Genomic DNA, 20,116 nt, shown 5'->3' with positions numbered 1-20,116 from the left:
GCCACGCCGACATTCGCAGGCCGACATTGCGGTGACGGGCCTCCGGCACCTTCGAGGGAAACGCTCATGTTCGACAATTTTATCAATCTCTGGCACGGCTTCGCCATAGCCGGCGACCCGTTCAACATCCTCTTGATGGTGGTCGGCATCCTGCTCGGCGTCATCATCGGCGTGCTGCCCGGCCTCGGCGGGGCGAACGGCGTCGCGATCCTCCTGCCGCTCACCTTCTCGATGTCGCCGACCTCGGCGATCATCCTGCTGTCCTGCATCTACTGGGGCGCGCTGTTCGGCGGCGCCATCACCTCGGTGCTGTTCAACATCCCCGGCGAGCCCTGGTCAGTGGCCACCACCTTCGACGGCCATCCCATGGCCCGGCAGGGCAAGGCCGGCGAGGCGCTCACCGCGGCCTTCACCTCGTCCTTCGTCGGCGCCTTCGTCGCGATCATCATGATCACGCTGGTCGCCCCGCTGGTCGCCGCCTTCGCGCTGAAATTCGGCCCGGCGGAGAAGTTCGCGGTGTATTTCCTTGCCTTCTGCTCCTTCATCGGCATGAGCAAGGAACCGCCCACCAAGACCATCGTGTCGATGATGATCGGCTTCGCCCTCGCCGCCGTCGGCCTCGACATGGTGACCGGACAGCTGCGTCTCACCTTCGGTTTCGAGGAGCTTCTGAACGGCTTCGACTTCCTCATCGCGGTCATCGGCCTGTTCGGCATCGGCGAAATCCTGCTGACCATGGAGGAAGGCCTCGAATTCCGCGGCAAGGCGGCCAAGATCGACGCCAAGGTCGTGCTCAGGACATGGGCCACGCTGCCCCGCTACTGGGCGACCTCGATCCGCTCCTGCATCATCGGCTGCTGGATGGGCATCACCCCGGCGGGCGCGACCCCGGCCTCCTTCATGGCCTATGGCATCGCCAAGCGGGTGTCGAAGAACGGCAAGAACTTCGGCAATGGCGAGATCGAGGGCGTCGTCGCCCCCGAGACCGCCGCACATGCCGCCGGCACCTCGGCGCTGCTGCCCATGCTGGCGCTCGGCGTGCCCGGCTCGCCCACCGCGGCGGTGCTGCTCGGCGGCCTGCTGATCTGGGGCCTGCAGCCCGGCCCGATGCTCTTCGTGGAGCAGAAGGAGTTCGTGTGGGGCCTGATCGCCTCCATGTATCTCGGCAACGTCGTCGGTCTCCTGGTCGTGCTCACCACGGTTCCGCTGTTCGCGGCGATCCTGCGCATTCCCTTCTCGATCATCGCCCCGGTGATCCTGGTGATCTGCGCCATCGGTGCCTACACCGTGAACAACAACGTGTTCGACGTGGTGATGATGCTGGTCTTCGGCATAGCCGGCTATGCGATGAAGAAGACCGGTTACCCCCTCGCCCCGCTGGTGCTGGCCATCGTACTCGGCGACAGCGCGGAGGAAGCCTTCCGCCAGTCGCTGCTCTCCTCGGGCGGATCGATCAGCGTGTTCTGGGCCAATCCGCTGGTGTCGACCATCATGGGTCTCGGCATCCTGGCCCTCGTCTGGCCGCTCATCTCCAACGCCATGAGCCGCCTGCGCGTCGCCCAGCCGGCCTGACCAGGGGCCTGAAAGCGGTGCGGCGGACCACAACGGCCCGTCGCACGATACCCCTTCGCCTCCCCGCCGATGCGCGGATGCGGAGCTGCCGCCCGGTGCGGGATTCCTCCCTCACCCGATCCCTCATCCTCCCCGGAGAGCGGAGCTCGGGCATTCGCAGGACGCGGAAGCCCTCCACCGGCGGCACACGGGCACCATGCCCCGCGCCGGCCGGGCCTCCGTCGAAGACACCGGCCGGACGGCCTGATCCCGACGCGTGATCATCGGCGGCTCCACGGGCCCCGATCTTCCCGGGAACGGACAGGCGCCAATGCAGATCGACCCCGGCCGGGACTTCGTCCAGACACACGCGCTCCCCTTTGCACAGGCTTCGGGTTCGGGAGGACAGTGCCAATGCCCATCACCACGCGCGTCGCCATCGCGCATCCCGGCAGCGCCCCCGCGCGCCGGCGCGACTCCGCCGGCTGAGCCCGGAGGCCATTTCATGAGCTTCGATCCGCAGCTCCGTCGCCAGCAAGGCGCCTCGAAACTTGCCGTCGCCCCGCTGGAGGACACCTCCACCTTCAAGAACCGCGCCTACAGCGCGCTCAAGGAGGTCATCGTTTCGCTGAACATCTACGACCAGCCCCACGAGGTGCGGCTGGACGAGCGGCAGCTCGCGCAGAGCCTCGGCGTCTCCCGCACCCCGGTGCGCGAGGCCATGGCACAGCTGGAGCGGGAAGGCTTCGTCCATTCCGTGCCCCGCCGCGGCATCTATGTGGTGCGCAAGACCAAAGCCGAGGTCATCGAGATGATCCAGGTCTGGGCGGCGCTGGAAAGCCTCGCCGCACGGCTCATCACCCAGCATTGCAGCGACGAGGCCATTGCCCGGCTGCGGCAGATGTTCACCACCTTCGAGGATGGAACCCTGCACGCCAAGCTGGACGAGTATTCCGAGATCAACATCCAGTTCCACCAGACGATCATCGCCATGGGGGGGAACGGCATGCTGGTGAACCTTGCCGAGAACCTGTTCACCCATATGCGGATGATCCGCCGCAAGACCATCGGCGAGGAAAACCGCGCCGCCCGCTCCATCCAGGACCACCTCGCCATCATCCAGGCGCTGGAAGCCCGCGACACGGAGCGCGCCGAGCACCTGGTGAAGATGCATGCCCTCGGCCTTGCCGATCACATCGCCCGCCACGCCACCTACCTGGACTGACGAACGACGCCCGGCCCTCACCGCTGGACGGATGCCCGGCAGGAGCCTCGGCCCTGCCGGGCTTTTTCGTGCACCCTGGCCGATGCACCCGCGCATCACTGCGCGTCAAAGACCGCGCCAGAGACCGCACCTTGTCCCGACCGGCGTTGCACGCCCCCCGGCTTTCGGCTACCGACGACGGGTGGGCCTGCATCCGGCCGGCCGCCGTCAACCCCGATCCCCGCGAGGAGCCGAGCCCGGCCATGCTGCGCGCCTTGACCGATTTCATCGCCGAGATCGCCGGGGGACACCGGGAAAGCTTCGCTGAAAACGATTACCGGCTCGCCGCAGCGGCGCTGCTGGTGCATGTCGTCACCATAGACGGCATGGTCGGCAAGGCGGAAAGCGACAAGCTCCGCAGCCTCCTCGCCGAGCGCTTCGCGCTGACGCCCGCCCAGGCCGAGGAACTGGTCGAGGCCGCCATCGCCCGCGATGCCGAGGCGGTGGACCTCTACAGCTTCACCAGCATCCTCAATCGCGCCCTCGACGAGGACGGCCGCAAGCGCGTCATCGAGATGATGTTCGAGGTCGCCTATGCCGATGGCGGGCTGACCGAATTCGAGGACAATCTGGTCTGGCGGGCGGCCGAACTGCTCAACGTCGCCTCGCGCGACCGGGTGGAGATCCGCAAGCAGGTCCGCGATGCCGTCGAGGACGGCACCGCGGGCGACTGACGCTTGCCTGCTGATCCTGACTCCCGCGTTCGGCGCCCTCAGAAATCCGAGGCGATGCCCTTCACTTCCCAGTCGCCATAGCGCACCGGTTCCGGCCCGCCCCGGCCGTTGATCTCGCGCGGTGCCTCGTTCGCGTCGCGCTCTGCGCGCCGCGCGGCCGCTTCCGCCAGCGCACGCTCGGCCGCCGGCGGCAGGATGCGGGCGGGTTGGGCAGCCCCGCGCGCGGCATCGGCCGGAAGGTCCGGCCCGTCTGTGTTCCCGGTCATGGCCGGTATTGCAAACACCCTTGCCGGCGAGGGTCAAGTCGGAGCCATGTTCCGCTGCGGCAGATATGGGCTTGAACCTGCGCCCGCGCACCCCATCCTAATGCCTGCGGAGTGCTGTCCCGCCCGCATCCGCTTCGCTCTCGAACGACCGGCCGCTGCCGGAGGAGACCATGAACTATCTGCGCACGGCCATCCTGCTCGCCGGCATGACCGCCCTCTTCATGGCGGTCGGCTTCCTCATCGGCGGCCGCGGCGGCATGCTGATCGCCTTCGTGCTCGCGGCGGGCATGAACCTGTTCAGCTACTGGAATTCCGACCGCATGGTGCTCTCCATGTATGGGGCGCACCCGGTCGACCGCGCCAGCGCGCCCGATTTCTACGGGCTGGTCGAGGAACTCGCCCAGCGCGCCGGGCTGCCGATGCCGCGCGTCTACATCATGGACAACCCGCAACCCAACGCCTTCGCCACCGGGCGCAACCCGCAGAACGCGGCGGTCGCGGCGACGACGGGCCTGCTCAATTCATTGTCCCGGGAGGAAGTGGCGGGCGTGATGGCGCATGAATTGGCGCACGTTCGCAACCACGACACCCTCACCATGACGATCACCGCCACACTCGCCGGCGCGATCTCCATGCTGGCGAATTTCGGCATGTTCTTCGGCGGCGGCAACCGCGAGAACAACAGCCCCTTCGGCGCGATCGGCACCATCCTGATGATGGTGCTCGCTCCGCTCGCGGCCATGGTGGTGCAGATGGCGATCTCGCGCTCGCGCGAATACGAGGCCGACAAGCTCGGCGCGCAGATCTGCGGCCAGCCGCTCTGGCTCGCCTCGGCGCTGGCGAAGATCTCCAATGCCGCCCACCAGGTGCCGAACATGCCGGCCGAGCACAACCCCGCCACCGCGCACATGTTCATCATCAACCCGCTCTCCGGCCAGCGGATGGACAATCTCTTCTCCACTCATCCCGACACCGGCAACCGCATCGCCGCGCTGCGCGAGATGGCCCAGCAGATGGCCGCCACGCCCCGCGCCCGTTCCTCGTCCGGCAGCGAGGCCGGCTGGAACGGATTCCCCGACGCGGATGCCGATGTGCCGGCCGGCCCGTGGACCGCCGGCAGCGCCGGGCGTCCCCGCTCCGACGCATGGGGCGGCGGCGAAGCCCGGCCGCCCCGCGGCCCATGGGGCTGACGCGCCGGGAAACCGCCCCCTGCGCAAAAGCCGGGCCGCCGTCTTGAAATGACAGGCCTTCGCGGCTACAGAAGCCGCGGATGCCGCGGTAGCTCAGCTGGTAGAGCAACGCATTCGTAATGCGTGGGTCGGGGGTTCGAATCCCTTCCGCGGCACCATTTTCGAGCCGGCGCTCAAATCTCCATACATTCCAATCGATTATACGAGGAACGGCCTCACGCGCCTCCGTCGTGACGGCGGGAATGCGCGTCGCTGTGGGTATCGGCCGACGGCAGGACGCCTCTTGCCCCGCGCGACGGCGAGCGCCATCAAAGGGCGCACGGAAGCCGCGCACCGGCCTTTCCCGTCCCCATCCCGATTCGCCCGCCACGGAGCCCGCCTGTGAAGCCCGCGCCCATCACCACCGCCCCGACCGATGCCGAGGCCCGCCGCGCCATCGCCCCCGTGGTGTGCTACCCGGTCGAGACCCTGTCGCGCCCCGATCTTGCCGCCTATCGCGCGCTGCGCGAGGGGATGGAGTTGGTGGAAACCGTCATCGTGCCGCCGCGCGAGGCTTCCGCGTGGACGGTGCCGGCCGGCCATTTCTGCCGGATGGTGAGCCGCGAGGGACCGCAGGTCGGTGATCTCAACCTGTTCAACGCGAACGACCTGAAGGAGCGCTTCTATTCCGGCAAGACGCGGGCCCTGAACGGCACTCATGTCGGGCTCGGCGACCAGCTCTTCTCCAGCTTCCCCTATCTGCGTCCGATGGCCACCATCACCCACGACACGCTGGACTGGTACGGCTTCGACGCTTTCGGCGGCTCGGTGCACGACGTGATCGGCACCCGCTGCGATCCCTACACCCACAACCTGCTCAGCCATGGCGGGCAGTACCACCATTGCTGCCACTCCAACCTCACCCGCGCGCTCGCCGCCCATACCGGGCTGCCGCTGCATGAGGCGGAAGGGCATGTGCATGACGTGCTGAACGTCTTCATGTGCACCGGCTTCACTCGCGACACCGGCCAGTATTTCATGAAGGCGAGCCCGGTGCGGCCGGGCGACTATCTGGAGTTCTTCGCCGAGATCGACCTTCTGGCCGTGCTCTCCGCCTGTCCGGGCGGGGACTGCTCCTCCGAGCATTCCTCCGACACGGTGGCCTGCTATCCCCTCGTGGTCGAGGTCTATCGGCCCGCGGGACTGCCGGAAGGCTGGGCGCCGCCCGCCCTCAACGGCTATGACCGCACCCACGGCCTCTGAGGGCCGGCACGGTTGAGACGGGCGGGGCGGGGGAAACCCCGCGCCGCTCACTTCAGCGGCACGAAGATGTCGATGACCAGGTCGTCCGGCGAGCTGGTGCGCGGGTCGGAGCGGTATTCCTCGACATAGAGGTCCTGCGCCTCGAGGTCCTTGGCGTCGAGCAGATTGGCGATCTGCTCATAGGTCGGGTCCATCGCATCATAGGAACCGCGATGGGTGAAGCGCAGCGCCTTGCCCGCCGGGGAGGCGGAGAAGGCGAACCCCTCGCCCGGCTTCTCCGTGGTGGCCCCGGCGAAGGGCATCGCCACCTCATAGTCGAAGCCGGCATCGTCGGTGCCGGTATAGACCACCAGCGGCGCGCCGAGCGGCTTCAGCTTCAGCCGCGCCAGCTCCGCATCCACCGCGGTCACCGCCTTTACGATGGTCTGGAAGCCGTCGTCCCAGCTCGACTGGCCCTTCACCGTGAGCACGGGCTTGGGCTGCATCTGCACCAGTTCGCCGAAGCCGTCCGGCCGCTTCATCGGGTCGTCGGCCTGCGCGTTGGCCGGTGGCGCCGGCGGCACGGGCTGCGTCTCGACCGCCTTGGGGTCGACCACCGGCGGGCTCGACAGGTCGCCATCGTCCGGCACCGCGGGAGCGACGCCCGGCGGCGGGGTCTGCCCGGCATCGGGGACGGGTTCGGTCTTCCCGGGGGCGGCTTTGGGCGCGTCGACCTTGGGCGCATCGGCGGTCTGGGCAAGCGCCGGGGCGACCGGTCCCAGTGCGAGCACGCCGGCGAGGCCCCATCGACCCAGCACATGGCCCAAAAGCGGGCCAAAGGCGCGGATCCGGCGGAAGGTCGGGAAAGGCGAAGGCAAGCCTGCTGTCATCATCTCACCAAATCGGCGTCCGCTGGCACGTGGCAGCGCTGTTCTAGCATTCTCCCCGCGCCCTCGCGATGGCCCGGACACACCGAATTTTTCGGCATGCGGATCACGTCTGGCGCGTCAGCGACGCCCCGCTGACGCAAGGCTGGCCTTCACGCGGTGCTTTCCCATATAAGGGGCCGGAAACCGACCCGGATGCACGGGAAGCGGCAGGCTCGTCCCCATCCCTGCCTCCGCCGCGCCGATCCTGACGAAATGCGAGCCTTGAGCCGATGGCGACGCTGGCGAACCGCCCCTTCGTGAAGATGAACGGCCTCGGCAACGAGATCGTCGTTCTCGACCTGCGCGCCGATCCGGTCATGGTGCCGCCGCAGGAGGCACGCGCACTCGCCCGGCCGGAGGCGCTGCCCTTCGATCAGATCATGGCGCTCTATCCGCCGAAGCGGGCGGGCACCGACGCCTTCGTGCGCATCATCAATGCCGATGGCTCGGAGGCCGGCGCCTGCGGCAACGGCACGCGCTGCATCGCACTCTATGAATCGGTGCGCACCGGGCGCGACCATCTGGTGTTCGAAAGCCCGGCCGGCCTGCTCGATTGCCGCATGGTGCCGGACGGCATCACCGCCGACATGGGCGCGCCGCGCTTCGGCTGGCAGGAGATTCCGCTCGCCCACGCCGTCGCGCACACCGATGCGGTCGACCTCACGCTGGAGAACCTCTCCTCCCCCGCGCTCGCCAATGTCGGCAACCCCCACGCCACCTTCTTCGTGGACGAGGCCGAGGCGGTGGACCTTGCCCGGCTCGGCCCGCTTCTGGAGCGGCACGAACTGTTCCCCGACCGCGCCAATATCGGCATCGCCCGCCTGCTGGCGCCCGACCATATCCGCCTCGACGTGTGGGAACGCGGCGCCGGCCTCACCCGCGCCTGCGGCTCGGCGGCCTGCGCGGCGGCGGTCAACGCCATGCGTACCGGCCGCAGCCCGCGGGCCGACAACCGGCCGGTGCGGGTGAGCCTGCCCGGCGGGGATCTCTTCATCGTCTGGCGCGCCGCCGACGACCACATCTTGATGACTGGCCCGGCCGAAACCGAATTCGAGGGCGTGCTCGCCCCCGACATGCTCGGGCTGGCGTCCGGCACGCCCGCCTGAGACGACCGCATGGACATGGATTCGCTCGCCCCCGACAGCCCCGCACCCGCCGAACAGACGCTCATCCCCTCCCTCGCCGGCGGCGCTGCGGGCGTCGAGGTGATGACCTTCGGCTGCCGGCTCAACACGCTGGAATCGGAAGCCATGCGCCGCGCCGCCGAGGGCGCCGGGCTGGAGCGCACCATCGTGGTCAACACCTGCGCGGTCACCGCCGAGGCGGTACGGCAGGCGAAGCAGGCGATCCGCCGGCTGAAGCGGGACAATCCGGACCGCCGCATCGTCGTCACCGGCTGCGCTGCCCAGACCGAGCCGGAGACTTTCGCCGGCATGGACGAGGTCGCCCGCGTGGTCGGCAATGCCGAGAAGGCGAAGCCCGAGACCTGGGCGGCGACGCGCTCCTTTCTCGATTTCGGCCTCGGGGCGGAGGAAAAGGCGCTCGTCGGCGACATCATGAGCGTGCGCGAGACCGCGCTGCACCTGATCGATGGGATGGAAGGGCGTACCCGCGCCTTCGTGCAGGTGCAGAATGGCTGCGACCACCGCTGCACCTTCTGCATCATCCCATATGGCCGCGGCAATTCCCGCTCCGTGCCGATGGGCGAGGTGGTGGCGCAGGTCCGCGCCCTGGTCGAGAACGGTTATTGCGAGGTCGTGCTCACCGGCGTCGACCTCACCTCCTACGGCGCCGGCCTGCCCGGCACGCCCCGGCTCGGCACGCTGGTGCGCGCCATTCTGCGCCATGTGCCGGAGCTTGCCCGACTGCGCCTGTCCTCCATCGATTCGGTGGAGGCGGACGACGACCTTCTCGCCGCCATCGCCGAGGAGGAGCGGCTGATGCCGCATCTCCACCTCTCGCTGCAGGCGGGCGACGATCTGATCCTGAAGCGGATGAAGCGCCGCCATTCCCGCGGCGACGCCATCGCCTTCTGCCGGCGGATCCGCGCGCTTCGTCCCGATATGGTGTTCGGCGCCGACATCATCGCCGGCTTCCCGACCGAAACCGAGGCGCATTTCCGCAATTCGCTCGATCTGGTGGATGCCTGCGGGCTGACCCATCTGCACGTCTTCCCCTTCTCGCCCCGCCGCGGCACGTCCGCCGCGCGCATGCCGCAACTGCCGCGCGAGGTGGTGAAGGCGCGGGCGAAGCTGCTGCGGGAGAAGGGCAGGCAGGCGCTGCAGCGCCACCTCGCGGGCGAAGTAGGGGCGCGCCGGCAGGTTCTGGCGGAAACCGATGGCATCGGCCGCACGGAGGGCTTCACCGCGGTGCGCCTCGCCCGCCCGCTCACTCCCGGCACGATCGCAAGCCTGCGCATCGCCGGCCATGACGGCACGCGCCTGGTCGCGGCCTAGAGGATCATTTCGGAAACGACATGAGCGAGACCGACAACGCACGTCCCGGCTTCTGGAAGCGCCTGAGCCAGGGCCTGACCCGCACCGCCAGCAACCTCACGACCGGCATCACCGACCTCTTCACCAAGAAGAAGCTGGATGCGGCGACGCTGGAGGACCTTGAGGACATCCTCATCCGCGCCGATCTCGGCGTGCAGACGGCGGAAAACATATCCGCCGTGGTCGGCAAGGGCCGCTACGAGAAGGACATCGACCCGGAGGAGGTGCGCGCGCTGATCGCCGGCGAGATCGAGAAGACGCTGGCGCCGGTGGCCGTGCCCCTTGTGTTCGATTCCGCGCACAAGCCCTTCGTGCTGCTGATGGTCGGCGTCAACGGCTCGGGCAAGACCACCACCATCGGCAAGGTCGCCTCGAAGCTGCGCGCCGAGGGAAAGAAGGTCGTGCTGGCCGCCGCCGACACCTTCCGCGCCGCCGCCATCGAGCAGCTCAAGGTGTGGGCGGACCGTACCGGCGCCGCCATCGTTGCTCGCGAGCAGGGCTCGGACGCGGCCGGAGTCGCCTTCGACGCCTATGCGAAGGCGAAGGCCGAAGGCGCCGACGTGCTCATCGTCGACACCGCCGGCCGGCTGCAGAACCGCACCGAGCTGATGGCGGAATTGGAAAAGGTGGTGCGCGTCCTCAAGAAGCAGGAGCCCGCCGCGCCGCATGCGGTCGTGCTGGTGCTGGACGCCACCGTCGGCCAGAACGCGCTGGTTCAGGTCGAGGCGTTCAAGCGGGTCGCCGGCGTCACCGGCCTCGTCATGACCAAGCTCGACGGCACCGCGCGCGGCGGCATCCTCGTCGCGATCGCCGCCAAGCATGGGCTGCCGGTGCATCTCGTCGGGGTGGGCGAGGGGATCGACGACCTCCAGCCCTTCGCCGCCCGCGACTTCGCCCGTGCCATCGTCGGGCTGGAATAGGCGCGGCATGAGGCGCCCCGCCGTCTTGATCCGGCCACGCCCGCGCGCCACAACATCCCTCGTCAACCCGAGGACCGACGCCGCATGACGACCACGCCCGCCCCCCGCCGCAGCATGCATCCGCTGGTGAAGTTCGCGCTGGAGATGGGGCCGCTGGTCGTCTTCTTCGTCGCCAACGGCAAGGCCGGCATCTATGCCGCGACCGGCGCCTTCATGGTCGCCACCTTCGTCGCGCTGGCGCTGATGTGGATTCTTGCCCGCAAGATCGCGGTGATGCCGCTGGTCTCCGCCGCGGTGGTGCTGGTGTTCGGCACGCTGACGCTGTGGCTGCAGGACGACCATTTCATCAAGATGAAGCCGACCATCGTGAACGGCCTGTTCGCCGTCGCTTTGCTCGGCGGGCTCGCCTTTGGCCGGCCGCTGATGACCTATGTGCTCGGCGACGTGTTCCAGCTGAAGGCCGAGGGCTGGCGCCGCCTCACCATACGCTGGGGGGTGTTCTTCCTGGTGATGGCGGTGCTGAACGAAGTTGTCTGGCGCTCGGTGTCGACCGACGCCTGGGTCGCGTTCAAGACCTTCGGCTATCTGCCGCTCACCTTCATCTTCGCCCTCGCCCAGGCCCCGCTGCTCACGCGCTACGCGGAAGAGCCGAAGGCCGCCGAACAGAACGCCGAGCACGCCGCCGACGGCACGCTGGCGGAATAGGGCGGGCGGAGCAGGGCGGGCATACCTCCCTCTCCCACCGTCATCCCGGCGGGAGGTGAGCCCGGGAGCCGGGATCGGCCGGGATTGGCGCGCCCTCTGCGCGCAATCCCGTCGCCCATCGAACCCGCCCGCACAGCGTCATGGCCGGGTCGCGGCCATCGACGCCTTCGGCCGGGAAGGGCCATTCATCGATTCCGTGAAACGATGAATCACCCTGGAAAAGACGTGTATCGCCGGGCCGAGCCCGGGGATGAGGGCGCGCATCTCTCATCCGTGGCGAACCACAGAACGCCTCACGGGCAGGGATTGCCCACCTTCTGGTGCACGGCGTCGATCGCCGCCTCCACCTCGGGCGTGATCGTCACGTCGATCGCGTCGATGTCGGTCTTCAACTGCTCCATCGTGGTGGCGCCGATGATCACCGAGGTCATGAAGGAGCGCGACAGGCAGAACGCGATCGCCATCTGCGAGGGATCGAGGCCGGCCTCGCGCGCCACCGCGAGATAGGCGTCGATCGCCTCCTCCGCGCCGGGCGTCTGGTAGCGCTGGCCGCGGTTGAACAGCGTGGTGCGGGCGCCCTCCGGCCGGGCGCCGTTCTGATACTTCCCGGTCAGGAAGCCCTGCGCCAGCGGCGAATAGGCCAGCAGCGCCACATCCTCGCGCAGGCTCACCTCGGCCAGCGCCACCTCATAGGTGCGGTTCAGCAGGTGATAGGCGTTCTGCACCGAGGCGACGCGCGGCAGACCGCGCTTTTCCGCCTCCGCGAGCCAGCTCATCGTGCCCCAGGCGCTTTCGTTGGAAAGCCCGAAATGCCGGAGCTTGCCTTCCTTCACCAGTTCGGCGAAGGCCTCCAGCGTCTCGTGGATCGGCGTTTCCTCGCCGGGCGCGTCCTGCCAGCGGGTCGGGTTCGAGCCGAAGACGGCGACCGGACGGCCGGGCCAGTGGAGCTGATAGAGGTCGATATAATCGGTCTGCAGCCGCTTCAGGCTCTTCTCCACCGCCTCGCGGATCTGCGCCCGGTTGGGCTTGCCGGGAACATTCCCGTTGCGGAACCAGGTCATCTCCGTCAGGCCCACCGCCTTGGTGGCGACGATCACCTTGTCGCGGTTACCCCGCGCCTTCAGCCACGAACCGATGATGCGCTCGGTGGAACCCTGCGTCTCCGGCTTGGGCGGGATCGAATAGAGCTCGGCGGCGTCGAGGACATTGATGCCCCGGTCGAGGGCATAGTCCATCTGAGCGTGGCCCTCGGCCTCGGTGTTCTGCTGGCCGAACGTCATGGTGCCAAGGCAGATGGTGCTGACCTCAAGGCCGGTACGGCCGAGCGGACGGTACTTCATGGCGATGTTCCGGAACGTCTTCGATAAGGAGGGTGGCCATAGATAGGCCGCCCGTCCCGCCCGGGCAAGGTGACGCAGCGGAGGTAGCGGGCGGCGCGGGGTCCGGGCGGCGCTCTGTTCGTGCGCGCCGCGCCCGCCGTCCCGCCCATAGGCGAAGCATCCGGGATCGCGCGAACGTCCGCGCACGCAAAGGCCGTAACCTTGCGGCAAATCGGCGAGACGGCGGAAAGACCTTGGCGCGGGGTGGCGAGACCTTGCCGCAACGCGGATGGGCGGCCCGCCGCCGGCGGCACGGCGGCGCTCGCGGCGGAAGGCGTTTCCCGGCTCCGCGGCCTCGTCTCCGCGGGAAGGACGTATCGGAGATACCGGCCTCCCCCATCGGGCAGAGGGAGAAGGCCCCGCTCCCGGCCTTCGATCCGGTCCCATCGCCTGCCGTTACGGCCCCGGCAGCTGCCCCTTCTTCCCTCCCCATTGGGAAGAGGTGGCCCGCGCAGCGGGTCGGTGAGGGAGCCCCGCCGCCGGCAGCTGCCCCGCAACGGGGAGAGAAGGAAGGCGCCTGATCCCTGGCCACCACGCCCACCCGCAGGTCGTCACGCCGGTGCCCGAAGGCCGGCGTGCGGCCCGTCCGCGCGCGGCCCGGCCCATCCCTCACCCGCCCTTGATCGCGGCCAGCCACGCCTCCACCGCCGGCAGCATCCGTTCCACGATCACATCCACCCCCTTGGCGGTGGGATGCATGCCGTCGGGCTGGTTCAGGCCGGGCTGGCCGGCGACTCCGTCGAGGAAGAAGGGGTAGAACGCGACCGCGTATGTTCCCGCCAGCGCCGGATAGATTGCGTTGAACCGGCCCGCATAGTCGGCGCCCATATTGGGCGGCGCCATCATCCCCGTGAACAGCACCGGAATGTTGCGCGCCTTGAGGCCGGCGAGAATGTCGTCGAGCGCCTTCCGGGTCAGCGCCGGGTCGAGCCCGCGCAGCGCATCATTGGCGCCGAGTTCGAGGATCACGCCCTGCGTGCCGTCCGGCACCGACCAGTCGAGCCGCGCCAGTCCGGCCGAGCTGGTGTCGCCGGAAACGCCGGCATTCTCGATCACAACGTCGTGTCCCTTCGCCTTCAGCGCCGCTTGCAGCTTCGCCGGAAAGGCCTCCGACGCCGGCAGGCCGAGTCCGGCGGTGAGGCTATCGCCGAAGGCCACGAGCCTGACGGGGTCGGCCTTTGCCGACCCCCCCAGCACCAGCGCCGGCAGCAGAACGGCCCCGACGAGCCAGGCGAACAATGCGCGCCGCAACGTCAGCCTGCCGGCATCCGCCCTCTTTCGCCCCGGGTGCGCTGCACCATATGCTGCGGAGCGAACCCGTAGCCGGCTCATTCTTTCGATGCCGATGACGGTGCCGATGCCGTCCGCGAGACCAGAGATCATGCAGCGCGATTCCTCTTGCTTCCCCGCCGCCGACGGGCCCGACGCCGCAACGGCGGTGCGCCTGTCCGATGTCGAGCTTTCGCTCGGTTCCGGCGCGGCGCGGGTCCACATCCTCAAGGGCGTCTCCCTCAATATAGGCGCCGGCGAGGCGGTGGGACTGGTCGGCCCCTCGGGATCGGGAAAATCCAGCCTGCTGATGGTGCTTGCCGGGCTGGAACGCGCTGATTCCGGCGAGGTCGAGGTTGCCGGGCAACGGCTCACCGGCCTGAGCGAGGATGCGCTGGCCCGGTTCCGCGGTCGCCATGTCGGCATCGTGTTCCAGGCCTTCCACCTCATCCCGACCATGACGGCGCTGGAAAACGTCGCGGTGCCGCTGGAGCTGGCCGGCCGCTCCGACGCCTTCGAGCGCGCGAGCGCCGAGCTGAAGGCGGTCGGGCTCGGCCATCGGCTCGACCACTACCCGGCCCAGCTTTCCGGCGGCGAGCAGCAGCGCGTGGCGGTGGCCCGCGCCCTCGCCCCTGAACCGGCGATCCTCGTCGCCGACGAGCCGACCGGCAATCTCGACGAGGCGATCGGCCAGCAGATCATGGATCTGCTGTTCGCCAGCCGTGCCGCGCGCGGCACCACGCTGGTCATCGTCACCCACGACCTCGGCCTCGCCCGGCGCTGCGACCGCATGGTGCGGCTGCGTTCCGGCCATATCGAGGCGGAAGCGGCCATGACGGCAACGGCGCCGGACGCGATACCTGAAACGGTGACGGCATGAGCGTCGCCGCCTCGGACGGGACCCGCGCGCTGGCCAGCGCCCCATCGTCCCCGATGCAGGCGGGCGGGCTGCGCATCGCGGTCCGCTTCGCGCTGCGCGAATTGCGCGGCGGGCTGCGCGGCTTCGCGGTGTTTCTCGCCTGCCTCACGCTCGGCGTCGCCGCCATCGCCGGCGTCGGCTCCTTCTCCAGCGCGCTGACCGACAGCCTCGCCCGGCAGGGTGCCGCCATCCTCGGCGGAGACGCGGCGTTCAGTCTGGTCCAGCGACAGGCGAACGAGGCCGAAATGGCCGCGTTGGGACGGGAGGGAACGGTCTCCACCGTCGCGACATTGCGTGCCATGGCCCGTATCGGCCAGGGCGAGAGCTTCGCCTCCACCCTGTCCGAAGTGAAGGCGGTGGACGGCGCCTATCCGCTCGCCGGCACGCTGGAAGCCGAACCCGCGCTCCCGCTGTCCGACGCGCTCGCGCAGAAGGACGGGGCCTATGGCGCCGTGGTCGATCCGCTGCTGGCGGAACGACTCAACCTGAAGGCGGGGGACCGTTTCCAGCTTGGCGAGGCGACGCTGCGGCTCGCCGCCACACTCAAGGCCGAGCCGGACCTGCTCTCCACCGGCATCGGCTTCGGCCCCCGGCTGATGATCTCCCGCGCCGCGCTCGATGCCAGCCGGCTGGTGCAGCCCGGCAGCCTCGTGCGCTGGTCCTACCGGGTGAAGCTGAACGACCCGGGCCGGCTCGCGGCCTTCGTCGAAGACGTGAAGCAGGCCGTCCCCGATGCCGGCTTCGAGGTGCGCACCCGCGAATCCGCCGCCCCCCGGCTGGAGAAGGACGTCAACCGCTTCACCCAATACCTCACCCTGGTCGGGCTGACCGCGCTGCTGGTCGGCGGGGTCGGGGTCGCCAATGCGGTGAAGAGCCATCTCGACGCCAAGCGGGCGGTGATCGCGACCATCAAGTCGCTCGGCGCGCCCGGCGGCACGGTGTTCGCGATCTATCTCGTCGAGATCGGACTCATTGCACTGATCGGTCTCCTCATCGGACTGATCGTCGGCGCCGCTCTGCCCTATCTCGTGGTGTGGGGTTTCGGCGGCTTCATCCCCATTCCGATCGAGGCCAGCCTGCAGCCAACGGCGCTGCTGCTGGCGGTGGGATATGGCCTGCTGGTGGCGCTGGCCTTCGCGTTGTGGCCACTGGGTCTGGCCCATGACGTGCCCGTCTCCGCCCTGTTCCGCGAGCGGGTGGAAGGCGGCCGCCGCAAGCCGCGGCTCGCCTATCGCCTCGCCACCTTCACCGCCGCCGGCGCGCTGGCGCTGCTGGCGGTGCTCGCCGCCGAGGACCGGCGGATCGCGGTCTACTATCTCATTGGCGCGGCTGCGGTTCTTCTCGCGCTGCGGCTGGTTGCGAGCGGCCTCATGGCGCTCGCCCGACGCCTGCCGCGCCCGCGCGCAACGGAAGCCCGGCTGGCGCTCGGCAACATCCACCGTCCCGGCGCTTTGACACCGACCGTGGTGCTGTCCCTCGGCCTCGGCCTGACGCTGATCGTCATCCTGGCGCTGATCGACCGCAGCCTCACCCGCGAACTCACCGCCAATTTGCCCAACGAGGCGCCGAGCTTCTATTTCCTCGACGTGCAGAGCACGGAGGCCGACCGTTTCGCAGCCTTCCTCAACAGGGAGGCGGATGGCGGGAAGGTGGAAATGGTACCGATGCTGCGCGGCCGCCTGATCACGCTGGGCGGCCGGCCGGTGGAAGACCTCAAGCCGCCACCGGAATTCGCCTGGGTGCTGTCCTCGGACCGCGGCATCACCTATGCCGACGCCGTGCCGGAGGGTTCGAACATCGTGGAAGGTTCGTGGTGGGACCCCGGCTATGCCGGCCCGCCGCTGGTGTCCTTCGAGAAGGAGATCGCCGACGCCTTCGGCCTCAGGATCGGCGACACCGTGGTGGTGAACGTGCTGGGCCGGCCGATCACCGCCAAGATCGCCAATCTGCGCAAGGTGGACTGGCAGCGGCTCGCCATCAATTTCGTCATGGTGTTCTCACCCAACACCTTCCGCGGCGCCCCGCACACAGCCCTCGCCACGCTCAAGCTGCCGGAGGATTCCGTACAGGCCGAAGGGCGGGTGGCACGCGATGTCGGCAGCGCCTTTCCGGGCGTTACCGTGGTGCGGGTGAAGGATGCCCTCGCCCAGATCAGCGAGATCATGGGACAGCTCCTGCTCGGGATCCGGGCCGCGAGCCTGGTAACGCTGATGTCGAGCGTGCTGGTGCTTGCGGGCGCGCTTGCCGCCGGGCAGCACCAGCGGGTCTATGACGCGGTGGTGCTGAAGACGCTGGGCGCGACGCGGGGGCGGCTGCTGCTGGCCTACGGCCTCGAATATGCCGCGCTCGGCCTCGCCACCGCCGTCGTGGCCATCGGGGCCGGCACCTTCGCGGCCTTCATCATCGTCACTCAGGTGATGAAGCTCGGATTCTCCTTCTCTGCACCGGCGGCGCTGGGAGCTGCCGGCATCGCGCTGGCGCTGACCGTCGGCTTCGGGCTCATCGGTACGGCACGGGCGCTTGGGCAGAAGCCTGCCCGGTTGCTGCGCAATCTGTAAGCCGCCAGCGCAAGGGCAGGTCCGAAGGTTCGCCGGGATGCCGTAGCGTCATCTCTGACGCAAAGTTCACTTGCGAGTATCGCCGGCGTTGCCCATATTCCGCTTGGAAAAACAGGGCTCAAGCTCCGGCGTTCGGTCGGCTCGGGTCCGTTTGGGGATTTTCAAGAAGGATCCGACACGATGTCCGACTATGATCGCAACGCCGCCGCGCCGCGCTTCGGCACAACGGCGACGCGGACGCAGGCCGCGGTCGATCAGGGCCTCCGTTCCTATATGCTGAGCGTCTACAACTACATGACGCTCGGCCTCGCCATCACCGGCGCCGCGGCGCTGGGCATTTTCATGCTGTCCGTGACCAATGATGCCAGCCAGGCGGCCGGGCAGGTGGCCGGCGGCATCATGCTCACCCAGTTCGGCTATGCGCTGTTCGTCAGCCCGCTGAAGTGGGTGGTGGTGCTCGCCCCCCTCGCTGCGGTGTTCTTCCTTAGCTTCCGCATTCAGACCATGAGCGTCGCGGCGGCTCAGACGGTGTTCTGGGTCTATGCGGCGCTGGTGGGCGTCTCGCTCTCCACCATCTTCCTCGTCTACACGCATGAGAGCATCGTGCGGGTGTTCTTCATCACCGCGGCAACCTTCGGCGCGCTCAGCCTCTACGGCTACACGACGCCGCGCAGCCTGTCGGCGATGGGTTCGTTCCTGATCATGGGCCTGTTCGGCATCATCATCGCGAGCCTGGTGAACATCTTCCTCGGCTCCTCGATGCTGCAGTTCGTGATCTCGGTGGTCGGCGTGCTGGTCTTCGCGGGCCTCACTGCCTACGACACGCAGCGCATCAAGGAGATGTATTTCGAGGGCGACGATACGCTCGTCGCCGGCCGCAAGGCCATCATGGGCGCACTCACGCTTTATCTCGACTTCATCAACCTGTTCATGATGCTGCTGCAGCTGTTCGGCAACCGGAACAACAACTGATCCCTTGCCGACGGCGAGGCCTTGAAAAAGAAAGACCCCGGCACGCGATGGCCGGGGTCTTTTCCTATCCGGAGCCGGGACGGCGCATGTGGAACGGCGCGCCGCCTCACCAGCGCAAATGCTTCTCCAGCCAGTAGTTCACCTCGCGATGGCCGATGCCGCGATAGGGCATCTTCATCACAGCGAGATAGAGGCTGTCGCCATCATCCACGAATTCGTGCAGGCGGTCGAACAGGTCCTCGTCGCTCTCGCTCGTCGCCACGGCAAATGCATGTTCGGTAAGCTGCGTCCACGGCATCTGCTTTATGGCGGCCAGAAGTGCCGGCTCGCGAGTGGATGCGCCGAGCTCATAGGTGACGAAAAATACGGCCATGCCGTCCCCTTACGCTGAGTTTTCAGGATGGGTAAGCACGCGTCATGCCAGATCGATCCCTTTTGCCGCAGCCGGCTGCAAAAGGATTTTCGGGTCCTCACGGATTTCGGCACCCCCGAGCAACGCGCCGACAGTCGCGTTCAGCGGCCGGATATGTTATGAGGCACTCAAACGGTTCCTCAGATTCATGACCACGATCCTCGACACCGCGCCGCGCCTCGCGCCGTCGGACGCGACGACATCATTTCCGGCCGCAGCAGGCGGCGGTGCGATTCTGCCGTCCCTGGCAGGCCTCAGTCGCGCCCGCCTGAAGGATGCCCTTGCCACGCTCGGCCTTCCCGAGCGGGAGCAGCGCATGCGCGCCGCCCAGCTCTGGCACTGGATCTATCTGCGCGGCGCAACCTCCTTCGACGAGATGACGAATGTCGGCAAGGGCCTGCGTGCGCAGCTCGCCCGGCATTTTTCGCTGGCCCGCCCGGAGGTCGTGGTCGAGCAGGTTTCCGCTGACGGCACCCGCAAATGGCTGCTCCGCCTGCCGCCCGAGATCGCCGGCGACCGACCGCACGACGTCGAGATGGTCTACATTCCCGAGAGCGACCGCGGCACGCTGTGCGTCTCCTCGCAGGTCGGCTGCACGCTGAACTGCTCCTTCTGCCACACCGGGACCCAGCGTCTGGTGCGCAACCTCACCGCGGCCGAGATCGTCGCGCAGGTGATGGTGGCGCGCGACCGGCTGGGCGACTATCCGGGGCAGGAACGCGCCATCGGCCCCGGCCTGCCGACCGAGGGCGACCGCCTCGTCACCAACATCGTCTTCATGGGCATGGGCGAGCCGCTCTATGCTTACGACTCGGTGGCGGAGGCGATCGAGATCCTCGCCGACGGCGAGGGCCTCGGCATCGGCAAGCGCCGCATCACCGTCTCCACCTCCGGCGTCGTGCCCGAGATCGAGCGCCTCGGCCAGGAAGTCGGCCCTATGCTGGCCATCTCGCTCCATGCGGTGCGCGACGATCTGCGCGACGTCCTGGTGCCGATCAACAAGAAATATCCGCTGAAGGATCTTCTGGAGGCCTGCCGCACCTATCCCGCGGCCTCCAACGCCAAGCGCATCACCTTCGAATATGTGATGCTCAAGGGCGTCAATGACAGCCCGGCCGACGCCAAGGCGCTGGTGCGCCTGCTGACGGGCATCCCGGCGAAGATCAACCTCATCCCGTTCAACCCGTGGCCCGGCACGAAGTACGAGTGCTCGGACTGGGAAACCATCGAAGCCTTCTCCGATATCGTGTTCCGCGCCGGCTATTCGAGCCCGGTGCGCACGCCGCGCGGGCGCGACATCCTTGCCGCCTGCGGCCAGCTCAAGAGCGAGACGGAGCGGCTTTCGGCGCGCGAGCGTCTCGCCCTGCGTGCGCTGGCGGCCGCGGAATAGCC

General features: G+C 68.4%; 18 protein-coding genes and 1 tRNA gene. 14 read left to right on the top strand and 5 right to left on the bottom strand.

Going from position 1 to position 20,116, the window contains the following annotated elements:
• Nucleotides 1-66: 66 nt before the first annotated feature.
• From MWN34_RS11520 to MWN34_RS11510, 3 genes are all read left to right on the top strand, one after another.
• Nucleotides 67-1,572: a tripartite tricarboxylate transporter permease gene (locus MWN34_RS11520; protein WP_247029346.1), complete on the top strand. Its 1,506-nt coding sequence runs from the start codon at nucleotides 67-69 to the stop codon at nucleotides 1,570-1,572.
• A 484-nt stretch (nucleotides 1,573-2,056) separates the two neighbouring features.
• Nucleotides 2,057-2,776: a GntR family transcriptional regulator gene (locus MWN34_RS11515; RefSeq protein ID WP_247029344.1), complete on the top strand. Its 720-nt coding sequence runs from the start codon at nucleotides 2,057-2,059 to the stop codon at nucleotides 2,774-2,776.
• Between the two features lie 242 nt (nucleotides 2,777-3,018).
• Nucleotides 3,019-3,489, top strand: coding sequence for a tellurite resistance TerB family protein (locus tag MWN34_RS11510; protein ID WP_247029342.1), 471 nt, complete (start codon nucleotides 3,019-3,021; stop codon nucleotides 3,487-3,489).
• Nucleotides 3,490-3,527: 38 nt separating this feature from the next.
• On the opposite strand, the gene MWN34_RS11505 is transcribed toward MWN34_RS11510, so the two are convergent.
• Nucleotides 3,528-3,755, bottom strand: a complete 228-nt coding sequence (locus tag MWN34_RS11505) for a DUF1674 domain-containing protein (protein ID WP_247029340.1) — start codon at nucleotides 3,753-3,755, stop codon at nucleotides 3,528-3,530.
• 170 nt (nucleotides 3,756-3,925) lie between these two features.
• Here MWN34_RS11505 and htpX point away from each other — a divergent pair, with 170 nt between their 5' ends.
• From htpX to MWN34_RS11490, 3 genes are all read left to right on the top strand, one after another.
• On the top strand, nucleotides 3,926-4,945 hold the full coding sequence (htpX, locus tag MWN34_RS11500) for a zinc metalloprotease HtpX (protein ID WP_247029338.1): 1,020 nt from the start codon (nucleotides 3,926-3,928) through the stop codon (nucleotides 4,943-4,945).
• A gap of 82 nt (nucleotides 4,946-5,027) precedes the next feature.
• Nucleotides 5,028-5,103: transfer RNA gene (locus MWN34_RS11495), tRNA-Thr, on the top strand.
• 223 nt (nucleotides 5,104-5,326) lie between these two features.
• The gene (locus tag MWN34_RS11490; protein ID WP_247029336.1) at nucleotides 5,327-6,187 is read left to right on the top strand and encodes a DUF1989 domain-containing protein; all 861 of its coding nucleotides are present in this window, start codon (nucleotides 5,327-5,329) and stop codon (nucleotides 6,185-6,187) included.
• A gap of 47 nt (nucleotides 6,188-6,234) precedes the next feature.
• Here the strand turns inward: MWN34_RS11490 and MWN34_RS11485 are convergent, their stop codons facing one another.
• Nucleotides 6,235-7,044 (bottom strand): GyrI-like domain-containing protein, encoded by an 810-nt coding sequence (locus tag MWN34_RS11485; protein WP_247029334.1) that lies wholly within the window; start codon nucleotides 7,042-7,044, stop codon nucleotides 6,235-6,237.
• A gap of 281 nt (nucleotides 7,045-7,325) precedes the next feature.
• On the opposite strand from MWN34_RS11485, the gene dapF reads away from it, so the two are divergent.
• The 4 genes from dapF (at nucleotide 7,326) to MWN34_RS11465 (ending at nucleotide 11,215) form a co-directional block, all read left to right on the top strand.
• Entirely contained in the window at nucleotides 7,326-8,201 is an 876-nt protein-coding gene (gene dapF, locus MWN34_RS11480) for a diaminopimelate epimerase (protein WP_247029332.1), read from the top strand.
• Between the two features lie 102 nt (nucleotides 8,202-8,303).
• Nucleotides 8,304-9,551 (top strand): tRNA (N(6)-L-threonylcarbamoyladenosine(37)-C(2))-methylthiotransferase MtaB, encoded by a 1,248-nt coding sequence (gene mtaB, locus MWN34_RS11475; protein ID WP_247029388.1) that lies wholly within the window; start codon nucleotides 8,304-8,306, stop codon nucleotides 9,549-9,551.
• Nucleotides 9,552-9,571: 20 nt separating this feature from the next.
• Nucleotides 9,572-10,510: a signal recognition particle-docking protein FtsY gene (gene ftsY, locus MWN34_RS11470; protein ID WP_247029330.1), complete on the top strand. Its 939-nt coding sequence runs from the start codon at nucleotides 9,572-9,574 to the stop codon at nucleotides 10,508-10,510.
• A gap of 84 nt (nucleotides 10,511-10,594) precedes the next feature.
• Nucleotides 10,595-11,215 carry a septation protein A gene (locus MWN34_RS11465; protein WP_247029329.1) on the top strand — a complete coding sequence of 207 codons (621 nt, stop codon included), beginning with the start codon at nucleotides 10,595-10,597 and terminating at the stop codon, nucleotides 11,213-11,215.
• Nucleotides 11,216-11,508: 293 nt separating this feature from the next.
• Here the strand turns inward: MWN34_RS11465 and MWN34_RS11460 are convergent, their stop codons facing one another.
• Together MWN34_RS11460 and MWN34_RS11455 are read right to left on the bottom strand one after the other, a co-directional pair.
• The gene (locus tag MWN34_RS11460) at nucleotides 11,509-12,555 is read right to left on the bottom strand and encodes an NADP(H)-dependent aldo-keto reductase (protein WP_247029328.1); all 1,047 of its coding nucleotides are present in this window, start codon (nucleotides 12,553-12,555) and stop codon (nucleotides 11,509-11,511) included.
• A gap of 648 nt (nucleotides 12,556-13,203) precedes the next feature.
• Entirely contained in the window at nucleotides 13,204-13,926 is a 723-nt protein-coding gene (locus MWN34_RS11455; protein WP_425532096.1) for an arylesterase, read from the bottom strand.
• Between the two features lie 49 nt (nucleotides 13,927-13,975).
• On the opposite strand from MWN34_RS11455, the gene MWN34_RS11450 reads away from it, so the two are divergent.
• The 3 genes from MWN34_RS11450 (at nucleotide 13,976) to MWN34_RS11440 (ending at nucleotide 18,312) form a co-directional block, all read left to right on the top strand.
• On the top strand, nucleotides 13,976-14,743 hold the full coding sequence (locus MWN34_RS11450) for an ABC transporter ATP-binding protein (RefSeq protein ID WP_247029326.1): 768 nt from the start codon (nucleotides 13,976-13,978) through the stop codon (nucleotides 14,741-14,743).
• The gene (locus tag MWN34_RS11445) at nucleotides 14,740-17,340 is read left to right on the top strand and encodes an ABC transporter permease (protein WP_247029325.1); all 2,601 of its coding nucleotides are present in this window, start codon (nucleotides 14,740-14,742) and stop codon (nucleotides 17,338-17,340) included. Before MWN34_RS11450 ends, MWN34_RS11445 begins: the two co-directional genes overlap by 4 nt.
• Nucleotides 17,341-17,520: 180 nt before the next feature.
• On the top strand, nucleotides 17,521-18,312 hold the full coding sequence (locus MWN34_RS11440) for a Bax inhibitor-1/YccA family protein (RefSeq protein ID WP_247029324.1): 792 nt from the start codon (nucleotides 17,521-17,523) through the stop codon (nucleotides 18,310-18,312).
• A 106-nt stretch (nucleotides 18,313-18,418) separates the two neighbouring features.
• Here MWN34_RS11440 and MWN34_RS11435 read toward each other — a convergent pair whose 3' ends face one another.
• The gene (locus MWN34_RS11435) at nucleotides 18,419-18,685 is read right to left on the bottom strand and encodes a hypothetical protein (RefSeq protein ID WP_247029322.1); all 267 of its coding nucleotides are present in this window, start codon (nucleotides 18,683-18,685) and stop codon (nucleotides 18,419-18,421) included.
• 187 nt (nucleotides 18,686-18,872) lie between these two features.
• On the opposite strand from MWN34_RS11435, the gene rlmN reads away from it, so the two are divergent.
• Nucleotides 18,873-20,114, top strand: a complete 1,242-nt coding sequence (gene rlmN, locus MWN34_RS11430; protein ID WP_247029320.1) for a dual-specificity RNA methyltransferase RlmN — start codon at nucleotides 18,873-18,875, stop codon at nucleotides 20,112-20,114.
• The last annotated feature ends 2 nt before the right edge of the window (nucleotides 20,115-20,116 follow it).

Origin of the sequence: Ancylobacter crimeensis (assembly GCF_023016805.1) — a bacterium.
Lineage (GTDB): Bacteria > Pseudomonadota > Alphaproteobacteria > Rhizobiales > Xanthobacteraceae > Ancylobacter > Ancylobacter crimeensis.
Note: the sequence above shows the minus strand (reverse complement) of the source record. Positions and strands in the feature narration are given on the sequence as shown.

Bases quoted from the DNA above. Each gene is read 5' to 3' on its own strand.
- MWN34_RS11465 (WP_247029329.1), top strand. From the start codon at position 10,595: ATGACGACCACGCCCGCCCCCCGCCGCAGCATGCATCCGCTGGTGAAG.
- MWN34_RS11520 (WP_247029346.1), top strand. From the start codon at position 67: ATGTTCGACAATTTTATCAATCTCTGGCACGGCTTCGCCATAGCCGGC.
- MWN34_RS11515 (WP_247029344.1), top strand. From the start codon at position 2,057: ATGAGCTTCGATCCGCAGCTCCGTCGCCAGCAAGGCGCCTCGAAACTT.
- mtaB (WP_247029388.1), top strand. From the start codon at position 8,304: ATGACCTTCGGCTGCCGGCTCAACACGCTGGAATCGGAAGCCATGCGC.
- MWN34_RS11445 (WP_247029325.1), top strand. From the start codon at position 14,740: ATGAGCGTCGCCGCCTCGGACGGGACCCGCGCGCTGGCCAGCGCCCCA.
- MWN34_RS11510 (WP_247029342.1), top strand. From the start codon at position 3,019: ATGCTGCGCGCCTTGACCGATTTCATCGCCGAGATCGCCGGGGGACAC.
- rlmN (WP_247029320.1), top strand. From the start codon at position 18,873: ATGACCACGATCCTCGACACCGCGCCGCGCCTCGCGCCGTCGGACGCG.
- htpX (WP_247029338.1), top strand. From the start codon at position 3,926: ATGAACTATCTGCGCACGGCCATCCTGCTCGCCGGCATGACCGCCCTC.
- dapF (WP_247029332.1), top strand. From the start codon at position 7,326: ATGGCGACGCTGGCGAACCGCCCCTTCGTGAAGATGAACGGCCTCGGC.
- MWN34_RS11440 (WP_247029324.1), top strand. From the start codon at position 17,521: ATGTCCGACTATGATCGCAACGCCGCCGCGCCGCGCTTCGGCACAACG.
- MWN34_RS11435 (WP_247029322.1), bottom strand. From the start codon at position 18,685: ATGGCCGTATTTTTCGTCACCTATGAGCTCGGCGCATCCACTCGCGAG.
- MWN34_RS11450 (WP_247029326.1), top strand. From the start codon at position 13,976: ATGCAGCGCGATTCCTCTTGCTTCCCCGCCGCCGACGGGCCCGACGCC.
- MWN34_RS11455 (WP_425532096.1), bottom strand. From the start codon at position 13,926: ATGAGCCGGCTACGGGTTCGCTCCGCAGCATATGGTGCAGCGCACCCG.
- MWN34_RS11505 (WP_247029340.1), bottom strand. From the start codon at position 3,755: ATGACCGGGAACACAGACGGGCCGGACCTTCCGGCCGATGCCGCGCGC.
- ftsY (WP_247029330.1), top strand. From the start codon at position 9,572: ATGAGCGAGACCGACAACGCACGTCCCGGCTTCTGGAAGCGCCTGAGC.
- MWN34_RS11460 (WP_247029328.1), bottom strand. From the start codon at position 12,555: ATGAAGTACCGTCCGCTCGGCCGTACCGGCCTTGAGGTCAGCACCATC.